Raw genomic sequence first — 18,857 nt, 5'->3', positions numbered from 1 at the left:
CATTGCTCTGAAAGGAAATAAATTACTTTCTGAGCAGATTTTAAAATCTTCTGATCCTTAATCCCATGAAAACTTTTGTCAGATCTCTATTCAAAATAAGTTGCACGGCCTTTCTGTATTTAAGCAGCGACCTGGATGTACTCGCCCAACGTTCAAACCCGGTAACACTAGCCCAACCAGGGTATTATCGGCTACAAATCGGAGATGTTGAAGTCATCGCGCTTTCCGATGGGACTGTTCCCTTAGACCTGCATAAGGTTTTAACCAATACTCAGCCAGGTGAAATTGATCTGTTACTCAAACATAATTATGAGACAAATCCGATTGAAGCCTCTGTGAATGCCTACCTGATCAAACTTAATGGTAAACTGATTCTGGTTGATGCAGGTACGGCCGAACTCTACGGACCCACTCTGGGGCATTTATCGGAAAGTATTAAAAGGAGTGGGTACACGCCGGAACAAATCGACGCTATACTCGTTACCCATATTCATACAGACCATACCGGAGGATTAATGGAAGAAAATAGAATGGTCTTCCCCAATGCCACCCTTTACATTAGCCAGCCGGAAGTGGATTTCTGGTTGGGTGAAGAAAGTAAAGCCAAAGCGCCCGAACGTCTGCAAAAATGGTTTCATGAAGCGGAAGTCAAAGTAGGTCCATACCTGAAAGCGGGTAAAGTAAAGACCTTTGGCTATGGGGCTGAATTGTTTCCCGGCATTACCCCAGTTGCTTCTCCCGGGCACACTCCTGGCCACACTTTCTATGTCTTAGAGAGCAAAGGGCAGAAACTGGTTTTTTGGGGGGATATCATGCATGCAGCCGCTATTCAATTTGCCAATCCCTCGGTAACCATTGCTTTTGATGTAGACCCTAAAAAGGCCGCGCTTCAACGTAAAAGAGCTTACGATGAGGCGGCCAGACAAGGTTACCTGGTGGCTGTAGCACATATTTCTTATCCGGGAATCGGTCATTTAAGAACGGAAGGTTCCCAATTCGTTTGGATTCCTATCACCTACAGCACATTGGGTACTGGTCAATGACCTTTCAGCTTATGTTAGAATGGAGTTGCAACAGTGCCATTTATGCCTTCTATGCCTTTTATAGGACCTCTTTTATACTATGATTCCAAAATAAAAGCATTTATCCTCATGTGTCTTTATACTAAAAACCCTTTTAGAATACTGTTATTGGCTGCTTTTACTTTAGTAGATATCATTACAAACACAGCCCTGGCTCAGCGTAAGCTTACTCTGGCCCAGCAGAATGCTCGAGTAGAGGATTCCACTGTTATTCAAAAAATATATGAAAGCGCTTTAACCACCCATCAGAGTTATGATAACCTGCGCTACTTAACCCACAAAATTGGGGGGCGATTGAGTGGATCTAACCAGGAAGCCCAGGCGGTAGTATGGATAAAATCGCTTCTGGAACAACTGGGGCTGGACAGTGTCTATTTACAGGCAGTGACAGTGCCACACTGGGTAAGAGGAGTAAAAGAGAAGGCCCGTCTGATAACAACTGAAGGTAAGGCCATCCGTCTTGATGTTTGCGCTTTGGGTGGTTCGGTAGCTACTCATGGAAAACTGAGGGCCAGGGTGGTTGAAATCAAGTCCTGGGCGGAACTGGCTGCACTTTCGGAACAGCAGATTAAGGGTAAGATTGTCTTTTTTAACCGGCCCATGAATCCATCTCATGTGGAAGTGTTTGATTCGTACCTTGAAGCTGTTGATCAACGCAGTAAGGGAGCCATTGCCGCAGCAAAACGTGGAGCCGTTGGCACATTAGTCCGCTCGCTCACATTGGCAAAAGATGACTTGCCGCATACAGGAGCAGTAAGTTATGAGGAAAAAATAAAAAAAATTCCTGCCGCTGCTCTCAGTACTAATAGTGCCGACAAACTGAGCCAGGCCTTACAGACTACACCCAACCTGCTGGTTGAACTGGAAATGAACTGTCAGCAGCTGCCCGATATTCAATCCTTTAATGTGATTGGCCAGATCAATGGCAGAAGCTATCCAACGGAAATACTAACAGTTGGCGCACACATTGACTCCTGGGATCTGGCAGAAGGTGCCAGCGATGATGGAACCGGGATTGTTCAAACAATTGAAGTAATGCGAATTATGAAAGGCTTGCACTCGGAAAGGACTGTTCGCGCCGTACTCTATGTCAATGAAGAAAATGGTGCCAGTGGAGGAGTCAAATACGCAGAGTTGGCAAAGCTGAGCCCGGAAAAGCAACTGGCAGCCATTGAATCAGATGCAGGTGGTTTCACACCTAAAGGCTTCCGGATTGATGCCTCAGATGAAGTAGCGGAACGTATCTGTATGTGGGATATGTTGTTTAAACCCTATCAGGTTGAGCGGATCAGGCCAAACCAGCGGGGAATAGACATTGCACCTCTGAAAGGAATTGCCAAGGCACTAATCAGTCTTGATTGTGATGACCAGCGTTTTTTTGATATTCACCACACGGCTGCTGATACGTTTGACAAGATTAATCGTCGTGAGCTTCAACTTGGAACCGCAGCCATGGCCTCGCTTTGTTACCTGCTCAGTAAACATGGATTGTAGTGTTATTGCAAGCACAGAACACTATTTCCTGATTTTGCATAAAAGCTGTTTACGCTTTTCAGTTCGTTCTCAGTATCAATACCCAATGCTACTCCTGACTCTTAACCTATTTCTGATCTGAACTTATTTCTGATCTGAACTTATTTCTGATCTGAACTTATTTCTGATCTGAACTTATTTCTGATCTGAACTTATTTCTGATCTGAACTTATTTCTGATCTGAACTTATTTCTGGTCTGACATTTAACCAGAGTCCCTAATCTGATTAAAATATCTAATATCTGTTTTTACAAGCTTCTACTATGATTACAGTAATTAAAGTAATACTACTGGTTTTTACTACCTTTGTTTTTTATCCTTCTTTCGCGCAGGTGTCAAACCGTACCAAACCAGCTTTTAGTTCCTATGTTGTTCAGAATGGACTGGTTTTTGTTTCCGGACAGATTGGCCTTTCTCACAAAAAAGAATTACCCAATAGTAACTTTTCATTGGAAGTCCGTCAAAGTATTGAAAATGTAGAGTCTGTACTTAAAGAGGCAGGCCTTACTCTTGAACAGGTAGTAAGTACGACGGTATATCTAACAGATATAAAGCAATATGAGGAATTTAATAAGGTCTATCAGCAATACTTTCATGCTCCGTTCCCTGCTCGGACCTGCATTGCTGTCAAAGAACTGGTGATGGGCGCATCGGTTGAGATCTCCGTTGTTGCTTCTGAGAAGAATAAGTAGTTCGAAAAATAAATGCTTCATTGAATTGATTTAACCTATTTTACATTTAAAAAGTATTCTGCAACGGTTAAATACTTTTTCATTCGCACAGTTAATGGATCAGAATAGTTGACAGTCAGGTTAGATTTCTTTCATGGATTTAAAGACGGTCCTCTTTAGGCTTTCATCTGCATAGAAAAAATTTTCACATTGGTTCAGACTGTCAAAGGGCTGTATGTAAGTAGTTAATTATTAAAAGGTTGGTTTATAAAAGTGAGGAAAATAAGTCTTTTTTCTGAGTATCCTTAAAATATATCTTGTTCATAATTTTATGAACCAATAAAACTAACTATATTTGAAAAATGGTTTTTTCAGTTCATAAATAAATGAATTAATAGTTAAATAAAGTTCTTTAACCTAAATGTTAACAAACCATGAAAAACAACTTTGTAACAAATGAGCTTGAGGGTAAAGTGGCAATTGTCACAGGCGCTGCAAATGGAATCGGCAAAGCTACTGCCGTTTTGCTTCACTCACGTGGTGTAAAAGTGATCGCTGAGGATTATAAGGCAGATGTCCACAAACTTGCAGAAGAATACACAGGTATTGTTCCTCTTCAGGCTGATGTAACACAAGAGCAGAGTGCAAAAAAGGTAGTTCAACTTGCTCTGGAGAGATTCGGTAAGCTTGACATTCTAGTAAATAATGCTGGACGTATTGTTAACAAACTAGTTACAGAAACCACCCTTGAAGAGTGGCAGTTGATCATGGACACGAATGTGACGGGTGCTTTCCTTCATACAAAGGAAGCTTTAAAAGCAATGATCCCGAACAAAACAGGCGCAATTGTTAATATCGCTTCGTATGCTAGTTTTTTCGTATTCCCAACAATATCTGCTTATACTGCATCAAAAGGGGCATTGGCTCAACTAACCAGAACAGCTGCTGTGGAAAACATAGAGCATGGTATTCGTGTTAACGCAATTGGTGTGGGTGATGTGGTTACTAACCTGATTAATGAACTAAGAGAGGATGGACGCGAATTCTTAGCTGAGCATGGTAAGCTTGCTCCGATTAAACGGGCCGCTGATCCAATGGAAATTGCCGAAATTGTCTCTTTTCTTGCCTCCGATCGAGCCAGCTTCATGGTGGGATCTATCGTAATGGCTGATGGAGGTATGAGTACCATTATTCAATAAACTATCGAATCTCTCCATAGAATTAGATCACAGTATAAAAGTTTTAGGAATAGGATAAGGGTAATGCGTTTTAAGTATCTGAACTTATTGCTATTCCATAACATTGCTGGTCTATGTCTATGTTACTGATGTACTTATGGGTAACTGTTTAGAGTTACCCATAAGTGCCTTACTTTTACCTTTATAATTTTTGCCTTTATAATTATTTAGTTCTACCCCTTTTGTTTTCTTTTTATTATACCATCTATCCTAGACAAGTCTACAAAAGAAGGGCAAGTAGTAGTGGGAAAATACTATATTATTGTCTTCTACAACTGAGTCTACCACAAAGCAGTTCTCTAAGCCAATACCGCTCGAAATTCATTAGTGCATAGTCTTATCCGTTGGGACTTGCAGCAACGAATCAAGCACGAAAAATAGGATTTTTCCCAAAAGTGGTGAAAGAATACATCGTGATTTACCAAGTCTTAGATTAGAGTGGAGGACAAGCTTTAGGACCAGTCTCTGGCTTATGGTGTAAGCTAAAGATGATGCTAGTTTTATTAATAGCTTCCTTGATTTCAACAGTGGGATGATCAAAGGTATTTTGCATAAGGTATTTTGCATCACTTATTTTTTACCATTTGATAAATAACATCTGTGTTTAATGACTCAATTTCGTATTGAGAAATTTTAAACAACAAACGTATGGAAAATAGAAACTTAGAATTTAAAGACAAAGTAGTTATCGTTACGGGTGCAGCCAGTGGCATTGGTAAAGCAATTGCTATTTTGTTCCATCAGATGGGTGCAAAAGTTATAGCTGAAGATTACAACGATGATGTTAAAGATCTCGGAAAGGATTATGAAAATATAGTGCCTTTTGTTGGGGATGTAACTCTTGAGGAGACAGCGATCAATGTAGTAGCATTTGCAATAGAAAAATTTGGTCAGTTGGACATTCTGATCAATAATGCAGGGCGTATTATTAACAAGCTTACAGTGGATACTACATTGGAAGAGTGGAATATGGTGATGAATACCAACACAACGGGTGCATTTCTTCACTCGCGGGAAGCACTTAAAGTGATGATATCTAACAAAACAGGGTCTATTGTCAACATCGGATCTTATGCTTGCTTTTATACTTTCCCAACAATAGCCGCATATGCAAGTTCCAAAGGGGCATTGGCTCAACTGACCAGAACGATGGCTGTAGAAAGTATCGAACATAATATTAGAGTAAACGCTGTCGGTGTGGGAGATGTTATCACAAATCTTATCAATGAGCATAATCCCGATGGACGCAAATTTTTAGCTGATCATGGTAAGCGTGCTCCAATTAAAAGAGCTGCCCAACCTGAAGAAATCGCAGAAGTCGTTGCATTTTTAGCTTCTGACAGGGCTAGTTTCATGGTAGGATCTATCGTAATGGCTGATGGAGGTATGAGTGTTATCATTCAATAACTATCATTCAATAAGTGGAAGGGAGTGAACTAAATAAAAAATTAAAGTTGTATGACCACCATCAAGTTATAACACATACCTATCCCTAAACATGAACTGGATGTATACTCATATAAGAAAACAATAGTAAAGGAGAACAATAGTATTTCAATCTGTTTTCATGGAAGAACTGATTCAATATATTCTCAAATTTGGAAGCCTTAACAAGCAACAAATTGAACTTATCGAAAATAAAGGAAAAACACTAAAAATAGATAAAGATAACTATTTTTCGGAAGCTGGAAAAATTCCGAAACAGGTTGGATTTATTTTTGATGGTGTTATTCGGGGTTGTTACTATAATAACAAGGGTGAAGAAATTACACGTTGTTTTATTAGTGAAAACAGCTTAGTCTGTGACTATGTTAACTTTGAGGCAAATACTTCTTCTGCTGAGTATCTTCAAGCTGTTACAGATTGCAGTCTCATTGTCTTTTCCAAAAGAGATTGGGAGGAACTCTCTCATACTATAGTTGGATGGGATAACATTAAAGGTAAGATGGTACAACTATGTATGTACCAAAAATCCAGGAAAGGTCCTGTCATATCGCAAGACGCTACTACAAGATATTTAGAGTTCCTGGAAAATTATCCCTCAATTATCAATCGTGTTCCTCTCTCCTATATTGCCTCCTACTTGGGAATAACACAACAATCCTTAAGCAGAATACGAAAAAACATCCGGTAATTTACTTTTTACCATTTGGTAAAAAATTAGGCAGTTGAATCCCTCAATTTTGCATGGAAAACGTAACAATTATAAAATATGAAAACAGTATTAATCACAGGCGCTAACAAGGGTATTGGCTTTGAAACAGCCAGACAATTTTTACAGAAAGGTTTTTCTGTATTTATCGGCAGCCGAAAATTAGAAAATGGTTTAGAAGCTGTAAAGAAATTGCATGAAGAAGGATTAATCCATGCTCAGGCAATACAATTAGATGTCACCGATGATACATCCATCCGGAATGCACGAAAAGAAATGGGTATAAAAACACAGGTACTTGACATTCTCATTAATAATGCGGGTATCAATGGAGGAAGTAGTCCATATACTGTTCTTGAGGCCACAACCAGTCAATATCTGGATGCACTTACAACCAATGTAATCGGGGTAGCAAGTGTCACACAGACGTTTATAGATTTATTACGGAATGCTTCACAACCAAGAATCGTTAATGTGAGTACCAGTGTAGGATCTCTATCCTTACAAAGTGATCCACAATGGCCTGCCTATAATTATGCCAAATACGGCGTTTATGCCATATCCAAAGCGGCATTGAATATGTACACGGTACAGTTAGCATATGAGTTGCGTAATACAAATTTTAAAGTAAATGCGGTTTGTCCAGGACTGACAAAGACTGATTTTACATTCTTCAATGGCGGTGAAGTAGATATTGCCGCCAACAGAATTATTAAATATGCATTGATTGACCAGGATGGACCGACAGGTAAATTTTTCAGTGAAGAAACAAATCCCCAGACGGGTGAAATCGCCTGGTAAAATGTATCTGTCTGATGAAAAAAGAGGTTGGCAAGCCAACCTCTTTTAGGTTTGTTAGGAACTTACAACTTGTTATTTGTGTGAAGTGAATTTGATTTTACACAAAAAATAAAAAAAAGTTAGTTCATTATTTGCTGAACTGTAAAAACCCTGTTACTTTTACATCATACTTAAGAAGAGTAACTAAAACTATGGTTTTAACCGAAAAACAAAAAGAGTTAATTGAGCGGTTTGGCGTCCTGAATGAAAAATATGGACTACCTCCAGCAGAATGCCGAGTGTGGGGGCTTTTTTTAGTGGCAGATAAAGTTGAATTAACCTTTGAAGAAATTATGGAGACCTTGCACCTTAGCAAAGGTGGAACAAGTACAGCTTTGAACAGACTGATGATGACAAATCATGTTGAATATATTACCAAATTAGGTGATAAGAAGAGGTATTTCCGTTGTAAGATGAATAACTGGACGAGTATGACTAAAGACAATTTTGAAAAGTTTGATGAACTCAACAGCATATTAAAGGAAATATTGGAAGTTAGAGACCCCAAAACGCAGACATTTAACCATGACCTGAAACAGGTTACTGAATTTTTAGATTTTATTTACAAAGAGTTGATGATTGCAATTAAAAAATGGGAAGATAAAAAATGATTTTTTTGCCTTATTGGTTCATTTTTTATTGAACTAAATAGTTTAAAATGAACTTAAAAAGAAGATTGATTCATCATAAACGCTTTAAGAAGTAAGCTTTAAAATAAAAAATCAGGATAACAATGAAACCTACAATAAACCATACAATAATAGAAAGTAAGCAGCAGGTGCTTCTCAGTCAAACAACTCCTGTTAATTTAAAAAAAATACTCATTTCAGTGTGTATAGCGTTAATGGCTGTTATTGCTTCTGTGAGCGGACTAAACGTTGCACAACCTATGCTTGCTTTAGAATTTGACATCTCCCAGAGCACTGTACTTTGGATCATCAATATATATGCTCTTACACTGGCAGCATTACTATTGCCATTGAGCGCGGTTGGCGACCGTTTGGGAAGGAAGAAGATGTTACTAATGGGGCTTGTTATATTCGGAGCTGCCAGTATGTTGTCAGCAATAGCCACAAATGTTGCTATTATGTTACTAGCTCGTTTAATGACAGGTATTGGAGCTGCCTTGATTATGCCTATAACATTAGCTGTAATTACCTCAACTTTTCCCAGCGAAGAACGCTCCAAAGCAATAGGTATCTGGACCGGCGTGGCTGGTGGCGGTGGAATTTTGGGTATGTACCTGTCTGCCCTGCTGGTCGATGTTGCAAGCTGGAGGTGGCTGTTTTTACTGCCTGTTGTATTGGGGGTGATATCCATTATCATGACAATACGTTTTATACCTGATTCAATAGAAAAATCGGAGCATAGATTTGACATTGTGGGTTCGCTATTATCTGTTATAGCTATTGCGTTTCTGGTATATGGTTTACATGAAGCACCAGGGCTTGGCTGGACTGCCCCTTTGGTACTTTCAAGTCTTTTTATTGGAATCCTCGCTGTCATTGGATTTATCATTTGGGAACTTGGTTATCAGGGTGCACTATTGGATGTACGTTTGTTTGGTAAACGTAATTTGTCAGGTGGCTCTATCACCTTGTTAACTGTTTTTGGTGTACAGGCAGGCATATTCATCGTGTTGTTTCCTTTCTTTCAAGGTGTACTGGGTTGGTCAGGCTTACGATCCACAATAGGGATGATGCCTATGGCTGTGTTAATGATGCTTAGCTCAGCTTTAGCCCCCAAATTGGTACTAAAAGTGGGTAGCCGATATACAATTGCTTTTGGAATCGCGTTGGGAGCAATAGGTGCGCTATTAATGGGGCAGTTGGTTTCTGTCGAAGGCGGTTATGTATCCATTCTGCCAGGTATGCTTGTAATGGGCTTAGGAATGGGGTTTTCGATGACACCATCTACAGAAGCCATTACTTCTTCATTGCCGGCGGATCGGCAAGGCGTGGCCTCTGCTTTAAATGATATTACACGAGAATTGGGAACAGCTTTAGGGGTAGCCCTTTTGGGACCATTGGTAAGTGCGCAATACAGGGTAGCCATTGGTGAAAAGCTGTCTGGGTTTCCAAAGGAATTGATTACTAGAGTAAAAGAAGGACTGGCACATGCACAGGCAGTTGCTCCGAGTACAGGAACAAAGGCTGAAATTGTTATTCGTATTGCCCGTGAGTCTTTTGTAAGCGGCTGGCAACAAGCGATGTGGATTGGTGTGGGATTTATGAGTGCTTTGTTTATTTATATATTGATAAAAGGCCCTGAAAAAAATAAGGAAGCAACTCATTACACTACAGTTCCGTCCATCACTAATGAAAACGGTTTCTGATAACTTTTAGAATCAATCCATGAGCTAAAAAGAAGTTGAATTAAAATACCTGGACACAACTTTCCAAAACTCATTTCTGTCAATAAAGTTGTTTTCGAATCAAAAAAAAACAGAGTCACTTCTTTTAAAATGGAGATCAGTTCATTAATAGATCTTGCCATATCAGAGTTTATCTTACTATATCAGGGCATTTCTTCAAAGCAAAATAGAGAATAGAATGAGAGAATTTTGGGAAGAGGCATTTAAAGACAAGCAGGAAATGTGGGGCTTTGATCCTACTCACTCAGCTTTGTTGACAGCCGAGATGTTTGTTGACAAAGGAGTGAAAAAGGTACTCATCCCCGGAATAGGATATGGCCGAAACGCACAGGCCTTTCTGATCAAAACAATGGAGGTTACAGGTATCGAGATCTCAAAAACAGCAATCGAGCTGGCTGAAAAGCATTTTGGCTCAACCATGAAAATTTACCATGGTTCTGTAACCGATATGCCTTTTGACAGTGATCGTTATGAAGGTATTTTTAGCCATGCTTTAATTCATCTTCTAGACGAAAATGAAAGAACTAAATTTATTAAGGATTGCTACAAGCAATTATCTGACAGTGGGTATATGGTCTTTACAGCAATATCTAAGAAAGCGCATTCATATGGTCAGGGTACGTATCTGAGTAAAGATCGTTATGAACAGTTTGGTGGAGTTAAAATCTTTTTCTATGACGAAACTTCAGTTCAAAAGGAGTTTGGAAAGTATGGATTAACCCATATTACAGAAGTGACCGAAAATCATCCATTTTATTTGATCACATGTTTTAAAAGAGTACCATAAAACGGAGTTGAATTCATCATAAGTCAACAACTATATAAACTTTTTTCACTGTAAGACAATCAAAGTACATAAAGCAAGTCAGCATAGCAGAGTGGCTAAAATAGTAAAGTGGCTAAAATAGCAGAGTGACAAAAAATGAGATCAATACGACCAGAAAAAATCAGAACTGAAAAAGAGATGTTTCCTTTGATTGAAAGATTGCTTAACGCTGACCAATAATGATCTATTGTTGAACAGAAAATAGAAATCATTTTGATCTTAATGCAAAAGTCCGCAAAACAAGAACAAATTGTAGTGGATAGCATACCTAAATGCATTTAGGTATAATAATAAACAGGTCTACTTACGAGTGGCAAGGCAAATTGTACAGAAGAAAAAGCTATAAAGATAAGCAAGCAGAGTGTTGAAATGATAGTAACACCTATTATGGCCGAGGCTAATCCGATTATGGAAATAGAATATGAAAAAGAAAAAATGAAGCAGGTATTTGTTACAGATAGTTTTAAAAAAGGTTTTAATACCCTTTATGCCTCTTCACTCATTAAGAAACCTTTTTTAATGTCCATCTTGCCAGGTTGTAAATACAGTAAGCAAGGGCATATCAAAGTGAGTCCATTTCAAAAAGATACCATTATGAGTGTATTTGCCTGTGGTGAAAACAATAGCATGAAGCCATCAGTAACGCATGCTGTTTATGAAGGCAATTTAACTGGAGCTGTGGTGAATAAGAGTTTAGTAGAAGTTTTAATAACAAACATTGAAAGTGATACTGAAAATAACCATGTAGTAAGGAAGCTAAAAGATTTTTTTCCTGATTTGAAAATTAATTATGATGTAGAATATGAAAAAATACACTTGTTTCCATGTCAGCATAATATTTTAAGAGTAGAAGGATTGCAAATTAATATATCCGCTATTATCAAACTGATCAACAATATGGGTTTTGAGTGTCAGTTATTAGAGGACAAAATTTGTTGATTAACAGCCTCCATCAGAGAGTACAATTCATAAAATCCCTCTGATTTCCTCGTTTATTGTAAATTCAAAAATTCCTTTTCATGTTCTTTTGCAAAATCAATGAATGAGCGCGGTGGACAGTTGGTTAAACCAATCACTTAAGATGAAAGTAGTTAACCGGTATTCTTCTTTTGCTTACTTGTAACTAGATAAGTACTTAAGCCTAATTAGTTTATATTATTCATTTTGCTTTATTGTCTGATTCTTAAATAGTTAAGTCAAAAAAGCACTTATTAATAAGTTAAACTATCATAGGGCAAGTACTTACTTGGCTTTACTTTTCTGTTGTGTTTCAGGTTTGAGCTTATGTGCCATGTACATAACTGCATAAAATGACTGTCAGTCATTTTATGCACAAAAAAATTATGCCCTCAATCCAACCATCACTGTTTCAGCATATGCTTCAAATAGTTGCTTTCTCTTTATCTTTTCGATGTCTTCAATAAAGACCTGCTTTGATTCAATAAAATTCATTAATCTCATAAGCTTCCCCATATCATATACGTACAATAGGTCGCATCTACGTCTTTTTTAATTACATTTGCGGCCTGGCAGTTCTCTATATGTTTTGTGAAAAAGTCTCTTAATTCCCTGCTTATCACTAAATAGTTCCTGATGCTGCTATTGAAGTCAGGTCTTTCCATATAAAGAATAAGCTCAAAGTATCTGGGATGATCTAAATAATAGTGATAGTAGGCCATGATTAATCCTTTTGTGGCCTCCGGTAAATTCTTCTCTTTCTGGAGAGCAGTTTTGAAATAATCTAATAACAGCTCCAAGGCTTTAACGCTCACTTCGGCAAGGATATCGTCTTTACTTTTATAGTATTTATAACTGATACCTTCGGCCACGCCACTGCGGTCAACTATCTGGTCAACCGTGAAATCAGTGGCGCCTACTTCTTTTAAAACAGTATCTGTTGTTGTGATAATTTGTTGTTTTCTGTGCGATTTAGGAAAATGTTTTGAACCCGCTTTCATAAACTGGCCATTAGTCATTCTTACAATGTAGGATAAAAATTACCTCGTAAAATTTTATTTATTAGGTTAAATTAAAAGATCGTACAAAAGTGCTATAACTTGCGTGTAGAAAAATAATCTATATTTACATAATCTATGTCTATTTCCATACTCGTTAATGAGGTTCTTCTTACAACCTGACTAAAAACGGCAGTTTCTAACTGAATAAGTAGTACTTTGAAGCATAAAACCTGATTTTCGGGAAAGAAATGCAATACAAGTATCTGATAGTAAACATACTGCAATTTCTACCCAAAATTTTCACTTCTTATATAGTTATACTTAACTAGTTAAACCGATATCAGCAAAGAGCTTTATTGTGCATAATGGCCTTATTTTGGCAAGGCTTCCATAAAAGCCAGGATGTCTGCACCTATCTCTTTTAAATGGGTTTCAAGAGCGAAATGACCAGTATTGTAAAATTTTACTTCGGCTCCAGGAATGTCCCTTTTGTATGCTTGTGCTCCTTGGGGCAGAAAATAAGGATCCTTGTTTCCCCAGACTGCTAGTAGTCGAGGCTGATGGACTTTGAAGTAGGTATGAAACGTTGGATATAAGTCAACGTTGTTGCGGTAATCGCTTAAGAGGTCGAGCTGAATCTCTACATTTCCCGGCCGGTCCAAAAAATGCTGATCTAAGGTGTACGTTTCTGGTGCGATAAGCGATTTGTCATCTACGCCTTCCTCATACTGCCAGCGGGTGATTTTTAAAGCAGTAAATTTCCTTAATGCTTCCCTGTTTTCCTGAGTTGGATTTTGCCAGTATTTCCGGATCTCACTCCAGCCCTCACTTAGTCCTTCCTTATACGCATTACCATTCTGGGAGATGATGCCAGTGATCTTTTCCGGATTTGCGATGGCCAGTCTATAACCTGTTGGCGCACCATAATCAAATACGTATAGAGCAAAACGTTTAAGTTCTAGTTTATCAATAAATCCCTGCATGGTCTTGGTCAGGTTATCGAATGAATAGATAAATTGTTTACGATCTGGCATATCGGAGTAGCCAAAGCCGGGTAGATCAGGTGCAATCACATGATAGTGGGCAGCCAGCATCGGTATCAGATTTCGGAACATATGCGACGAGGTCGGATAGCCATGCAATAAAAGGATAACCGGAGCACCCAGAAGACCTGCCTCACGATAAAAGATGTTGATCCCATTGACACTAGTAGTGTGGAAATGAACTAAATTAGTTTTCATACTTTTCTGATTTAAATGATCTACTATTTGTGCATATCCCGTTAGATATGTCCCTGATAGAATAAGGCTCACTAACAAGGCTATGCTTTTTTCCATGATTTTTCTTTTTTGATGATTCAAAAGTATTTCAGATATTTGATTATTAAAAACGATTAATTATGATGAGTTTAATCACTATTTATGATTTATGAATACAAATGATCTGAAACTATTTGAGGCAGTTGCCTCTTACAACAGCTTTACAAAGGCTGCAGAAGCTATGTTTACTGTACAATCGAATGTTACAGCCCGCGTGAAGAATCTTGAAGAGGAGTTTGGGGCTACTCTGTTTGTGCGCAATGCCAGGAAAGTATTGCTTACCCCTGCAGGCGAGGTGCTTATGCACTATTCCAAACAAATTGCAAATCTGCTTGACGAAGCCAAAAGCAATATTAAAAGTACACAGGTTTTGACTGGCTTGCTGAAAATCGGATGTATTGAAACAACTATGGCCCTTAAAGTACCCCAGATACTTACTGATTTCGGTGCTGCCTATCCGCATATTGACTTGGAGTTTAAATCCGCTATGCGCTCTGTACTTATTCAGGATGTGCTGGATTACAGGGTCGATGCTGCTTTTGTTTCCGGCCCGATCAGCGTGTCCGGTTTGCAGCAGCAACTGATCAAAGAAGAGCAATTGGTCATACTCGGACCGTCGAATACAGCTTCTCTTTCAGCTGTTTTGAATCAGCATACTTTCCCGAAAATCATTGTTTTTGACCAAGGATGTATATTCCGGGCTCGGTTGGAGTCCTGGCTTAGTGGTAAAGGTATTGTACAATATAAACCAATCATTGTCAATTCCATAGACGGCATTATTAACTTTGTAGAGGCTGGCCTTGGTATCAGCATACTGCCTGAGGAAATTCTCACTAGTTACTATGCAGGAAGGAATATCAAAACGTTTTCATTGAATAAGGAATTAGGGACAATGACCACAGTCCTGATCTACAGAAATAATGTAGTTCAGTCCAGAATATTGGAAGCTTTTATTAACCTGTATAAAGAGCAGACAGGAGTTGCTGCTGGTTGCAGAGAATGAGTAAAACTGAAAGACATTTATGTGTCCATTAGCTAAAGTAGTCATTCTGGGATGTAGCTGATTGCCATAGGGAAGGCAATGGTTATTCTAATGTATCATATTCGGACAATGAACTAGCCTTATTGTGTATTCTTACTAAAAAAAGTACCTTCTCTAGCAGTACTGGTTCGTCGCACAGATACAGAAAAAGAGCCACAGTTACTTTGTAATAGCTTTACGCATAGGGTTAGTTGTGCTTAAGTAATCTTTTTATGCGTCAAGTAAATGTAATAGGTATACTGTCCACAGGTGTGCACGAGTAGACATTAACAGAAGACTTACTCTACAAAAAGCGTCTGGAATATACTAAGTTATGACCATTTGCGGAATTCATTTGCGGAATCCATAGGAAAGAGGTATGGAGTTTGCCATGCTTGAGTCTGAATTACCTGTTTTACTACAGGTTTTATCCAGGGTGCATAAACTCTTATCGCTTTTTTTTCTCTTTTTCCAATTACAGACATGATGTCTTTCTTTGCAAGAATAGTCTTATCGAAAATAAATATTGCTTCATGGAGACTATAACGCGAGAAGCTTTCGAAGAAGAACTCAGAAATTTACTAAGTTACAAGCCAGAATAAGAGCTTAAATACAAAATTCCCCTCGTAAGTAACTGATAAATAACCTACTATAGCATAAGTGTGGCGCTTTTTCTGATTTTCTGGAAGATACCCCATTTTACGAAAAGTAATTCCAAACAAGGACTTAGGCCAATATACATTAGCAGATAAAGAACTTCTTCGCATCCTTGACTTAGTTCCTTACTGGAAACCCGGTATCTGTAAACAAAAGGAGGTTGCCTCAAAGTTATATATTAAAATTAATTTTTAGTATGTTGTAAAACAACTTGAAGACGTTCTTTACTTTACGGATATATATTTTAAGAAAAGGTTCACTTTACACAGTTGTTTAGTTGTATGTGAATTTACTTCTTCTGAAGAGTTTCATCCAGCTTGGCTTTGTATATTCGACCAATCGGTATTTCTACATTGTTAACGCGGATATACGTTGCACTTACAGCCTGTACATGATTGAGTGCTACAATAAACGACTTATGTATTCGTATAAAACGATTAGGAGGAAGTTTTTCTTCCAGGTAACTAATACGTAGATAAGAAACCACTGATCCTGAAACCGTATGGATGCGTACATAATCTTTTAGACTTTCGATCCATAGAATATCATCCAGGTACAGCTTTACCATTTCTTTGTCTACCTTAAAATACTGATAGTCTCTTGTGGTATTGGGTTGTTCCTGTACTTCTGAAGGAGTGAATGGCACTGCCGAAAACCGATAGAGTTTGCCTATGGATTGCAAAAATCGTTCAAATGAAATAGGTTTCACCAGAAAATCCACTACATCAAACTCATAACTTTCCAGTGCATATTCTCTAAAAGCTGTTGTAAAAATTACCTTAGGTCTGTAGCTCAAGGGACGTAACAAGTCAAACCCTGTCAGGCGAGGCATTTGAATATCCAAAAAGATCACATCAACCATCATTTGCTGCAAGGTTCCTAACGCCTGGCTGGGACTGTTGGATATACCTACCAGTTCCAGATCTGGTAAACGGCTAATATAATCTTGCAGCAGATTAGTTGCCAGAGGTTCATCATCCAGTACAAAACAACGTATAGCCATTAGTTTATAGTGAATTTTAAGACTGCCAGAAACTGACTATCTTCTTGTAGTGTAACTAATTCGTAATTATTTGGAAAGAGAATCTCCAGTCTTTTTCTCAGGTTAGCTAATCCTAAACCTGTTGTAGGAATGGGTAAGGGTTCCTCTATCACTGAATTTTCAACAGAAAAGACCAGTCGATTACCTGTTTGAGTCAGATTAAGCTGAATCCAGCAAGCTGCTTCAGAACGTGCAGCTCCGTGTTTGAACGCATTTTCGACAAAAGGTAACAGCAACATAGGTGGTATCATCAGTTCAGACCAGTGGTTTACCTCATGAAAGTTTGTTTGTACGTCCAGTCGTTCTCCATACCGGATTTGCTCCAGTGATATATAGTCATTTAGATACGCTATTTCTTTGTTCAAAGGTACCGTAGGCCGATTGCTCTCGTGTAACTGATAACTTAGTAAACCTGCCAATCCATGCAGCAAATGCGGTAGTTGAGCTGGTTGGTGCATGGACACCGAAGTTAGATTATTGAGTGTATTGAATAAGAAGTGAGGCTGTACCTGTGATTGTAGCAGATGGTATTCTGCTGCTAGTTTTTCCCGTTTATACCTCTCACTTAATCTTTGTTGATTAAGGGCATGCCGTACCAGATCTACCACAACAAACAGAGCTACTACTAAATGTAGCTGCATGGATTCTGCGAGTATTTTGGGCCAGTACAACAAAGGTTTTTCTAATCCCTGTACATAATGAGCCGGATAGTACCATGTATAATTAATATAACGACGAAGTAATCCAAAGATCACTATACTTGCAGCCAGGCTCATCCAAAAGCCTGTTGTTCGGCCAGAGAGTAAAAAGTGTCGGATTGTAATAAAAAGATTCCAATATCCTGCTACAATTAACAAGGGAATTTGCAACGTAATCAGACACAAGCTTTGCTGAAAGTTATCCAGATAAGCGCCAGTATTCAGCCATTCAAACAGGAAATAACCTATCCAGAAAATGCTTTGAGCCCACACTTGCCTGTAGGGTATTAATGCACTAAAACGAGCCATCCTCTTTATACTATTTCAATTTGAGAACTAAATCTACTACTTTTTTTCCTGGTAAACTGTAGAATTTGCCCAACAACAAATTTGTAATCCTCAACTGTAAAAAGCACCAGACAAACAGCTTGTATTTTCGTCCAACTGCGATAGGTAGGTATCAGATGTTATATAAATGGCAAGGATGGCCGATGGTCTAAATTGTCAGATTGGATAAAATAGTTTAGCGTACTTCGGCCTATCAAAATACTTTTTCCCTTTTTCAATTAAACCTTTACAAAATTATGAAAACGTTCCAAACCATTTCTCCATCAGTCGTTTCTGATTCTGCATCTGCATCCAGTACAAAGGGTGCTACCAGTCTTCGTTTTTACTCTACCTTTAAAGAGTATTGTTTTATATGTATTGGTTTACTGACTTTGATTTTGCATCCGCAAATTACTCAGGGGCAAGACAATCAGCTTCTGGCAGACAACAATCTTCAGCATGTTTCTTCCAAACCTGTATCTATGCAGAATCCTGCTTTGTCAGATACCACCTCTGTAAGTGATCCGGATAAGAAGTACATGGTCTATGTGTTTGTGAATGAATTGGGTAAAGTAAAAGTGACAATTGATAACCCCAATCGATTGCGCTATGTAATCCGAATGGTTGATAACCAGGACAGAGTACTCTATCAGGAGTTTACCAATCTGAGCCAGTATCGCCGTAGTCTGGATATTTCAGGTTTGATAGATAGTTTTTGCCAGGTCATAGTCGATATTGATAATCAACCTCTTACTTATAAGATACAAAGAAAGAAGAATAAAGATTCTTATAGTATACAAAATCTTCCAGTTCAGGAACAACCTATTGTAACAGACAAAAATAAACAGAAACTACAGCAAGATTCTGTTATAGTTTCTAAACAGGAGTAGTAATACTAATTTAGGTATGCTTTCTGTGAACAAACGAAAACGGGTTATAATTTATAGATTTACAATCTTAATTCTAAAAGAAGAAAAGGGTTGGGTGTTGCTCCAGTCATGGTCGGAAGAAATATCTTCCGACTTTTTTATTTATTGGCAACAAAATACAAGAGTGATAGAATATGGCTAACTTACTTATATAGAGTATGTTCATCAAAGTAAGGCTTTATCTGTATGT

The 18,857-nt window shown here is 38.3% G+C and carries 18 protein-coding genes; 13 read left to right on the top strand and 5 right to left on the bottom strand.

The features are described from left to right. Positions 1–65: 65 nt before the first annotated feature. The 11 genes from QNI15_RS22830 to QNI15_RS22780 all read left to right on the top strand — a co-directional run bounded on the left by QNI15_RS22830 (position 66) and on the right by QNI15_RS22780 (position 11,655). Positions 66–1,043, top strand: coding sequence for an MBL fold metallo-hydrolase (locus QNI15_RS22830; RefSeq protein WP_314004557.1), 978 nt, complete (start codon positions 66–68; stop codon positions 1,041–1,043). Positions 1,044–1,151: 108 nt separating this feature from the next. Beyond that, positions 1,152–2,576, top strand: coding sequence for a M28 family peptidase (locus QNI15_RS22825; protein ID WP_314033713.1), 1,425 nt, complete (start codon positions 1,152–1,154; stop codon positions 2,574–2,576). A 302-nt stretch (positions 2,577–2,878) separates the two neighbouring features. Then, positions 2,879–3,307 (top strand): RidA family protein, encoded by a 429-nt coding sequence (locus tag QNI15_RS22820; RefSeq protein WP_314004560.1) that lies wholly within the window; start codon positions 2,879–2,881, stop codon positions 3,305–3,307. A gap of 413 nt (positions 3,308–3,720) precedes the next feature. Beyond that, positions 3,721–4,485: an SDR family NAD(P)-dependent oxidoreductase gene (locus tag QNI15_RS22815; RefSeq protein WP_314033711.1), complete on the top strand. Its 765-nt coding sequence runs from the start codon at positions 3,721–3,723 to the stop codon at positions 4,483–4,485. Between the two features lie 687 nt (positions 4,486–5,172). After that, a complete protein-coding gene (locus QNI15_RS22810) occupies positions 5,173–5,931 on the top strand; it encodes an SDR family NAD(P)-dependent oxidoreductase (RefSeq protein ID WP_314004564.1) in 759 nt (252 codons plus the stop codon). Between the two features lie 160 nt (positions 5,932–6,091). Further along, positions 6,092–6,658, top strand: a complete 567-nt coding sequence (locus tag QNI15_RS22805; RefSeq protein WP_314004566.1) for a Crp/Fnr family transcriptional regulator — start codon at positions 6,092–6,094, stop codon at positions 6,656–6,658. Positions 6,659–6,736: 78 nt separating this feature from the next. Continuing rightward, a complete protein-coding gene (locus tag QNI15_RS22800; RefSeq protein WP_314004568.1) occupies positions 6,737–7,477 on the top strand; it encodes an SDR family NAD(P)-dependent oxidoreductase in 741 nt (246 codons plus the stop codon). A 191-nt stretch (positions 7,478–7,668) separates the two neighbouring features. Then, complete coding sequence (locus tag QNI15_RS22795) at positions 7,669–8,127, top strand: GbsR/MarR family transcriptional regulator (protein ID WP_314004570.1); 459 nt, start codon at positions 7,669–7,671, stop codon at positions 8,125–8,127. A gap of 122 nt (positions 8,128–8,249) precedes the next feature. Then, positions 8,250–9,851 (top strand): MFS transporter, encoded by a 1,602-nt coding sequence (locus QNI15_RS22790; RefSeq protein ID WP_314033708.1) that lies wholly within the window; start codon positions 8,250–8,252, stop codon positions 9,849–9,851. Between the two features lie 217 nt (positions 9,852–10,068). Next, a complete protein-coding gene (locus QNI15_RS22785; RefSeq protein WP_314004573.1) occupies positions 10,069–10,677 on the top strand; it encodes a class I SAM-dependent methyltransferase in 609 nt (202 codons plus the stop codon). A gap of 426 nt (positions 10,678–11,103) precedes the next feature. Continuing rightward, positions 11,104–11,655 (top strand): hypothetical protein, encoded by a 552-nt coding sequence (locus tag QNI15_RS22780; RefSeq protein ID WP_314033706.1) that lies wholly within the window; start codon positions 11,104–11,106, stop codon positions 11,653–11,655. A 518-nt stretch (positions 11,656–12,173) separates the two neighbouring features. Here the strand turns inward: QNI15_RS22780 and QNI15_RS22775 are convergent. Beyond that, the gene (locus tag QNI15_RS22775; protein ID WP_314004577.1) at positions 12,174–12,674 is read right to left on the bottom strand and encodes a TetR/AcrR family transcriptional regulator; all 501 of its coding nucleotides are present in this window, start codon (positions 12,672–12,674) and stop codon (positions 12,174–12,176) included. A 371-nt stretch (positions 12,675–13,045) separates the two neighbouring features. Beyond that, positions 13,046–14,011: an alpha/beta fold hydrolase gene (locus QNI15_RS22770; protein ID WP_314033704.1), complete on the bottom strand. Its 966-nt coding sequence runs from the start codon at positions 14,009–14,011 to the stop codon at positions 13,046–13,048. A gap of 91 nt (positions 14,012–14,102) precedes the next feature. Between QNI15_RS22770 and QNI15_RS22765 the strand changes: the two genes are divergently transcribed. Next, positions 14,103–14,996, top strand: coding sequence for a LysR family transcriptional regulator (locus QNI15_RS22765; RefSeq protein WP_314004580.1), 894 nt, complete (start codon positions 14,103–14,105; stop codon positions 14,994–14,996). A 350-nt stretch (positions 14,997–15,346) separates the two neighbouring features. On the opposite strand, the gene QNI15_RS39000 is transcribed toward QNI15_RS22765, so the two are convergent. The 3 genes from QNI15_RS39000 to QNI15_RS22755 all read right to left on the bottom strand — a co-directional run bounded on the left by QNI15_RS39000 (position 15,347) and on the right by QNI15_RS22755 (position 17,720). After that, positions 15,347–15,535, bottom strand: coding sequence for a MepB family protein (locus QNI15_RS39000; RefSeq protein WP_390902210.1), 189 nt, complete (start codon positions 15,533–15,535; stop codon positions 15,347–15,349). Between the two features lie 425 nt (positions 15,536–15,960). Continuing rightward, positions 15,961–16,674: a LytR/AlgR family response regulator transcription factor gene (locus tag QNI15_RS22760; protein ID WP_313994913.1), complete on the bottom strand. Its 714-nt coding sequence runs from the start codon at positions 16,672–16,674 to the stop codon at positions 15,961–15,963. Then, positions 16,674–17,720, bottom strand: coding sequence for a sensor histidine kinase (locus QNI15_RS22755; protein WP_313994910.1), 1,047 nt, complete (start codon positions 17,718–17,720; stop codon positions 16,674–16,676). The genes QNI15_RS22760 and QNI15_RS22755 overlap by 1 nt, the downstream gene beginning before the upstream one ends. 275 nt (positions 17,721–17,995) lie before the next feature. Here QNI15_RS22755 and QNI15_RS22750 point away from each other — a divergent pair, with 275 nt between their 5' ends. Further along, the gene (locus QNI15_RS22750) at positions 17,996–18,628 is read left to right on the top strand and encodes a hypothetical protein (RefSeq protein WP_313994908.1); all 633 of its coding nucleotides are present in this window, start codon (positions 17,996–17,998) and stop codon (positions 18,626–18,628) included. The last annotated feature ends 229 nt before the right edge of the window (positions 18,629–18,857 follow it).

The organism is Xanthocytophaga flava (genome assembly GCF_030068545.1).
Taxonomy (GTDB): Bacteria; Bacteroidota; Bacteroidia; order Cytophagales; family 172606-1; genus Xanthocytophaga; species Xanthocytophaga flava.
This window is presented reverse-complemented; position numbering and strand designations above follow the sequence as displayed.

Excerpts from the sequence above, each read along its gene's own strand:
- QNI15_RS22790 (WP_314033708.1), top strand. The coding sequence starts at position 8,250 with ATGAAACCTACAATAAACCATACAATAATAGAAAGTAAGCAGCAGGTG.
- QNI15_RS22795 (WP_314004570.1), top strand. The coding sequence starts at position 7,669 with ATGGTTTTAACCGAAAAACAAAAAGAGTTAATTGAGCGGTTTGGCGTC.
- QNI15_RS22755 (WP_313994910.1), bottom strand. The coding sequence starts at position 17,720 with ATGGCTCGTTTTAGTGCATTAATACCCTACAGGCAAGTGTGGGCTCAA.
- QNI15_RS22770 (WP_314033704.1), bottom strand. The coding sequence starts at position 14,011 with ATGGAAAAAAGCATAGCCTTGTTAGTGAGCCTTATTCTATCAGGGACA.
- QNI15_RS22765 (WP_314004580.1), top strand. The coding sequence starts at position 14,103 with ATGAATACAAATGATCTGAAACTATTTGAGGCAGTTGCCTCTTACAAC.
- QNI15_RS22820 (WP_314004560.1), top strand. The coding sequence starts at position 2,879 with ATGATTACAGTAATTAAAGTAATACTACTGGTTTTTACTACCTTTGTT.
- QNI15_RS22825 (WP_314033713.1), top strand. The coding sequence starts at position 1,152 with ATGTGTCTTTATACTAAAAACCCTTTTAGAATACTGTTATTGGCTGCT.
- QNI15_RS22780 (WP_314033706.1), top strand. The coding sequence starts at position 11,104 with ATGGCCGAGGCTAATCCGATTATGGAAATAGAATATGAAAAAGAAAAA.
- QNI15_RS22785 (WP_314004573.1), top strand. The coding sequence starts at position 10,069 with ATGAGAGAATTTTGGGAAGAGGCATTTAAAGACAAGCAGGAAATGTGG.
- QNI15_RS22810 (WP_314004564.1), top strand. The coding sequence starts at position 5,173 with ATGGAAAATAGAAACTTAGAATTTAAAGACAAAGTAGTTATCGTTACG.
- QNI15_RS22760 (WP_313994913.1), bottom strand. The coding sequence starts at position 16,674 with ATGGCTATACGTTGTTTTGTACTGGATGATGAACCTCTGGCAACTAAT.
- QNI15_RS22805 (WP_314004566.1), top strand. The coding sequence starts at position 6,092 with ATGGAAGAACTGATTCAATATATTCTCAAATTTGGAAGCCTTAACAAG.
- QNI15_RS22830 (WP_314004557.1), top strand. The coding sequence starts at position 66 with ATGAAAACTTTTGTCAGATCTCTATTCAAAATAAGTTGCACGGCCTTT.
- QNI15_RS22800 (WP_314004568.1), top strand. The coding sequence starts at position 6,737 with ATGAAAACAGTATTAATCACAGGCGCTAACAAGGGTATTGGCTTTGAA.
- QNI15_RS22775 (WP_314004577.1), bottom strand. The coding sequence starts at position 12,674 with ATGAAAGCGGGTTCAAAACATTTTCCTAAATCGCACAGAAAACAACAA.
- QNI15_RS22815 (WP_314033711.1), top strand. The coding sequence starts at position 3,721 with ATGAAAAACAACTTTGTAACAAATGAGCTTGAGGGTAAAGTGGCAATT.
- QNI15_RS22750 (WP_313994908.1), top strand. The coding sequence starts at position 17,996 with ATGAAAACGTTCCAAACCATTTCTCCATCAGTCGTTTCTGATTCTGCA.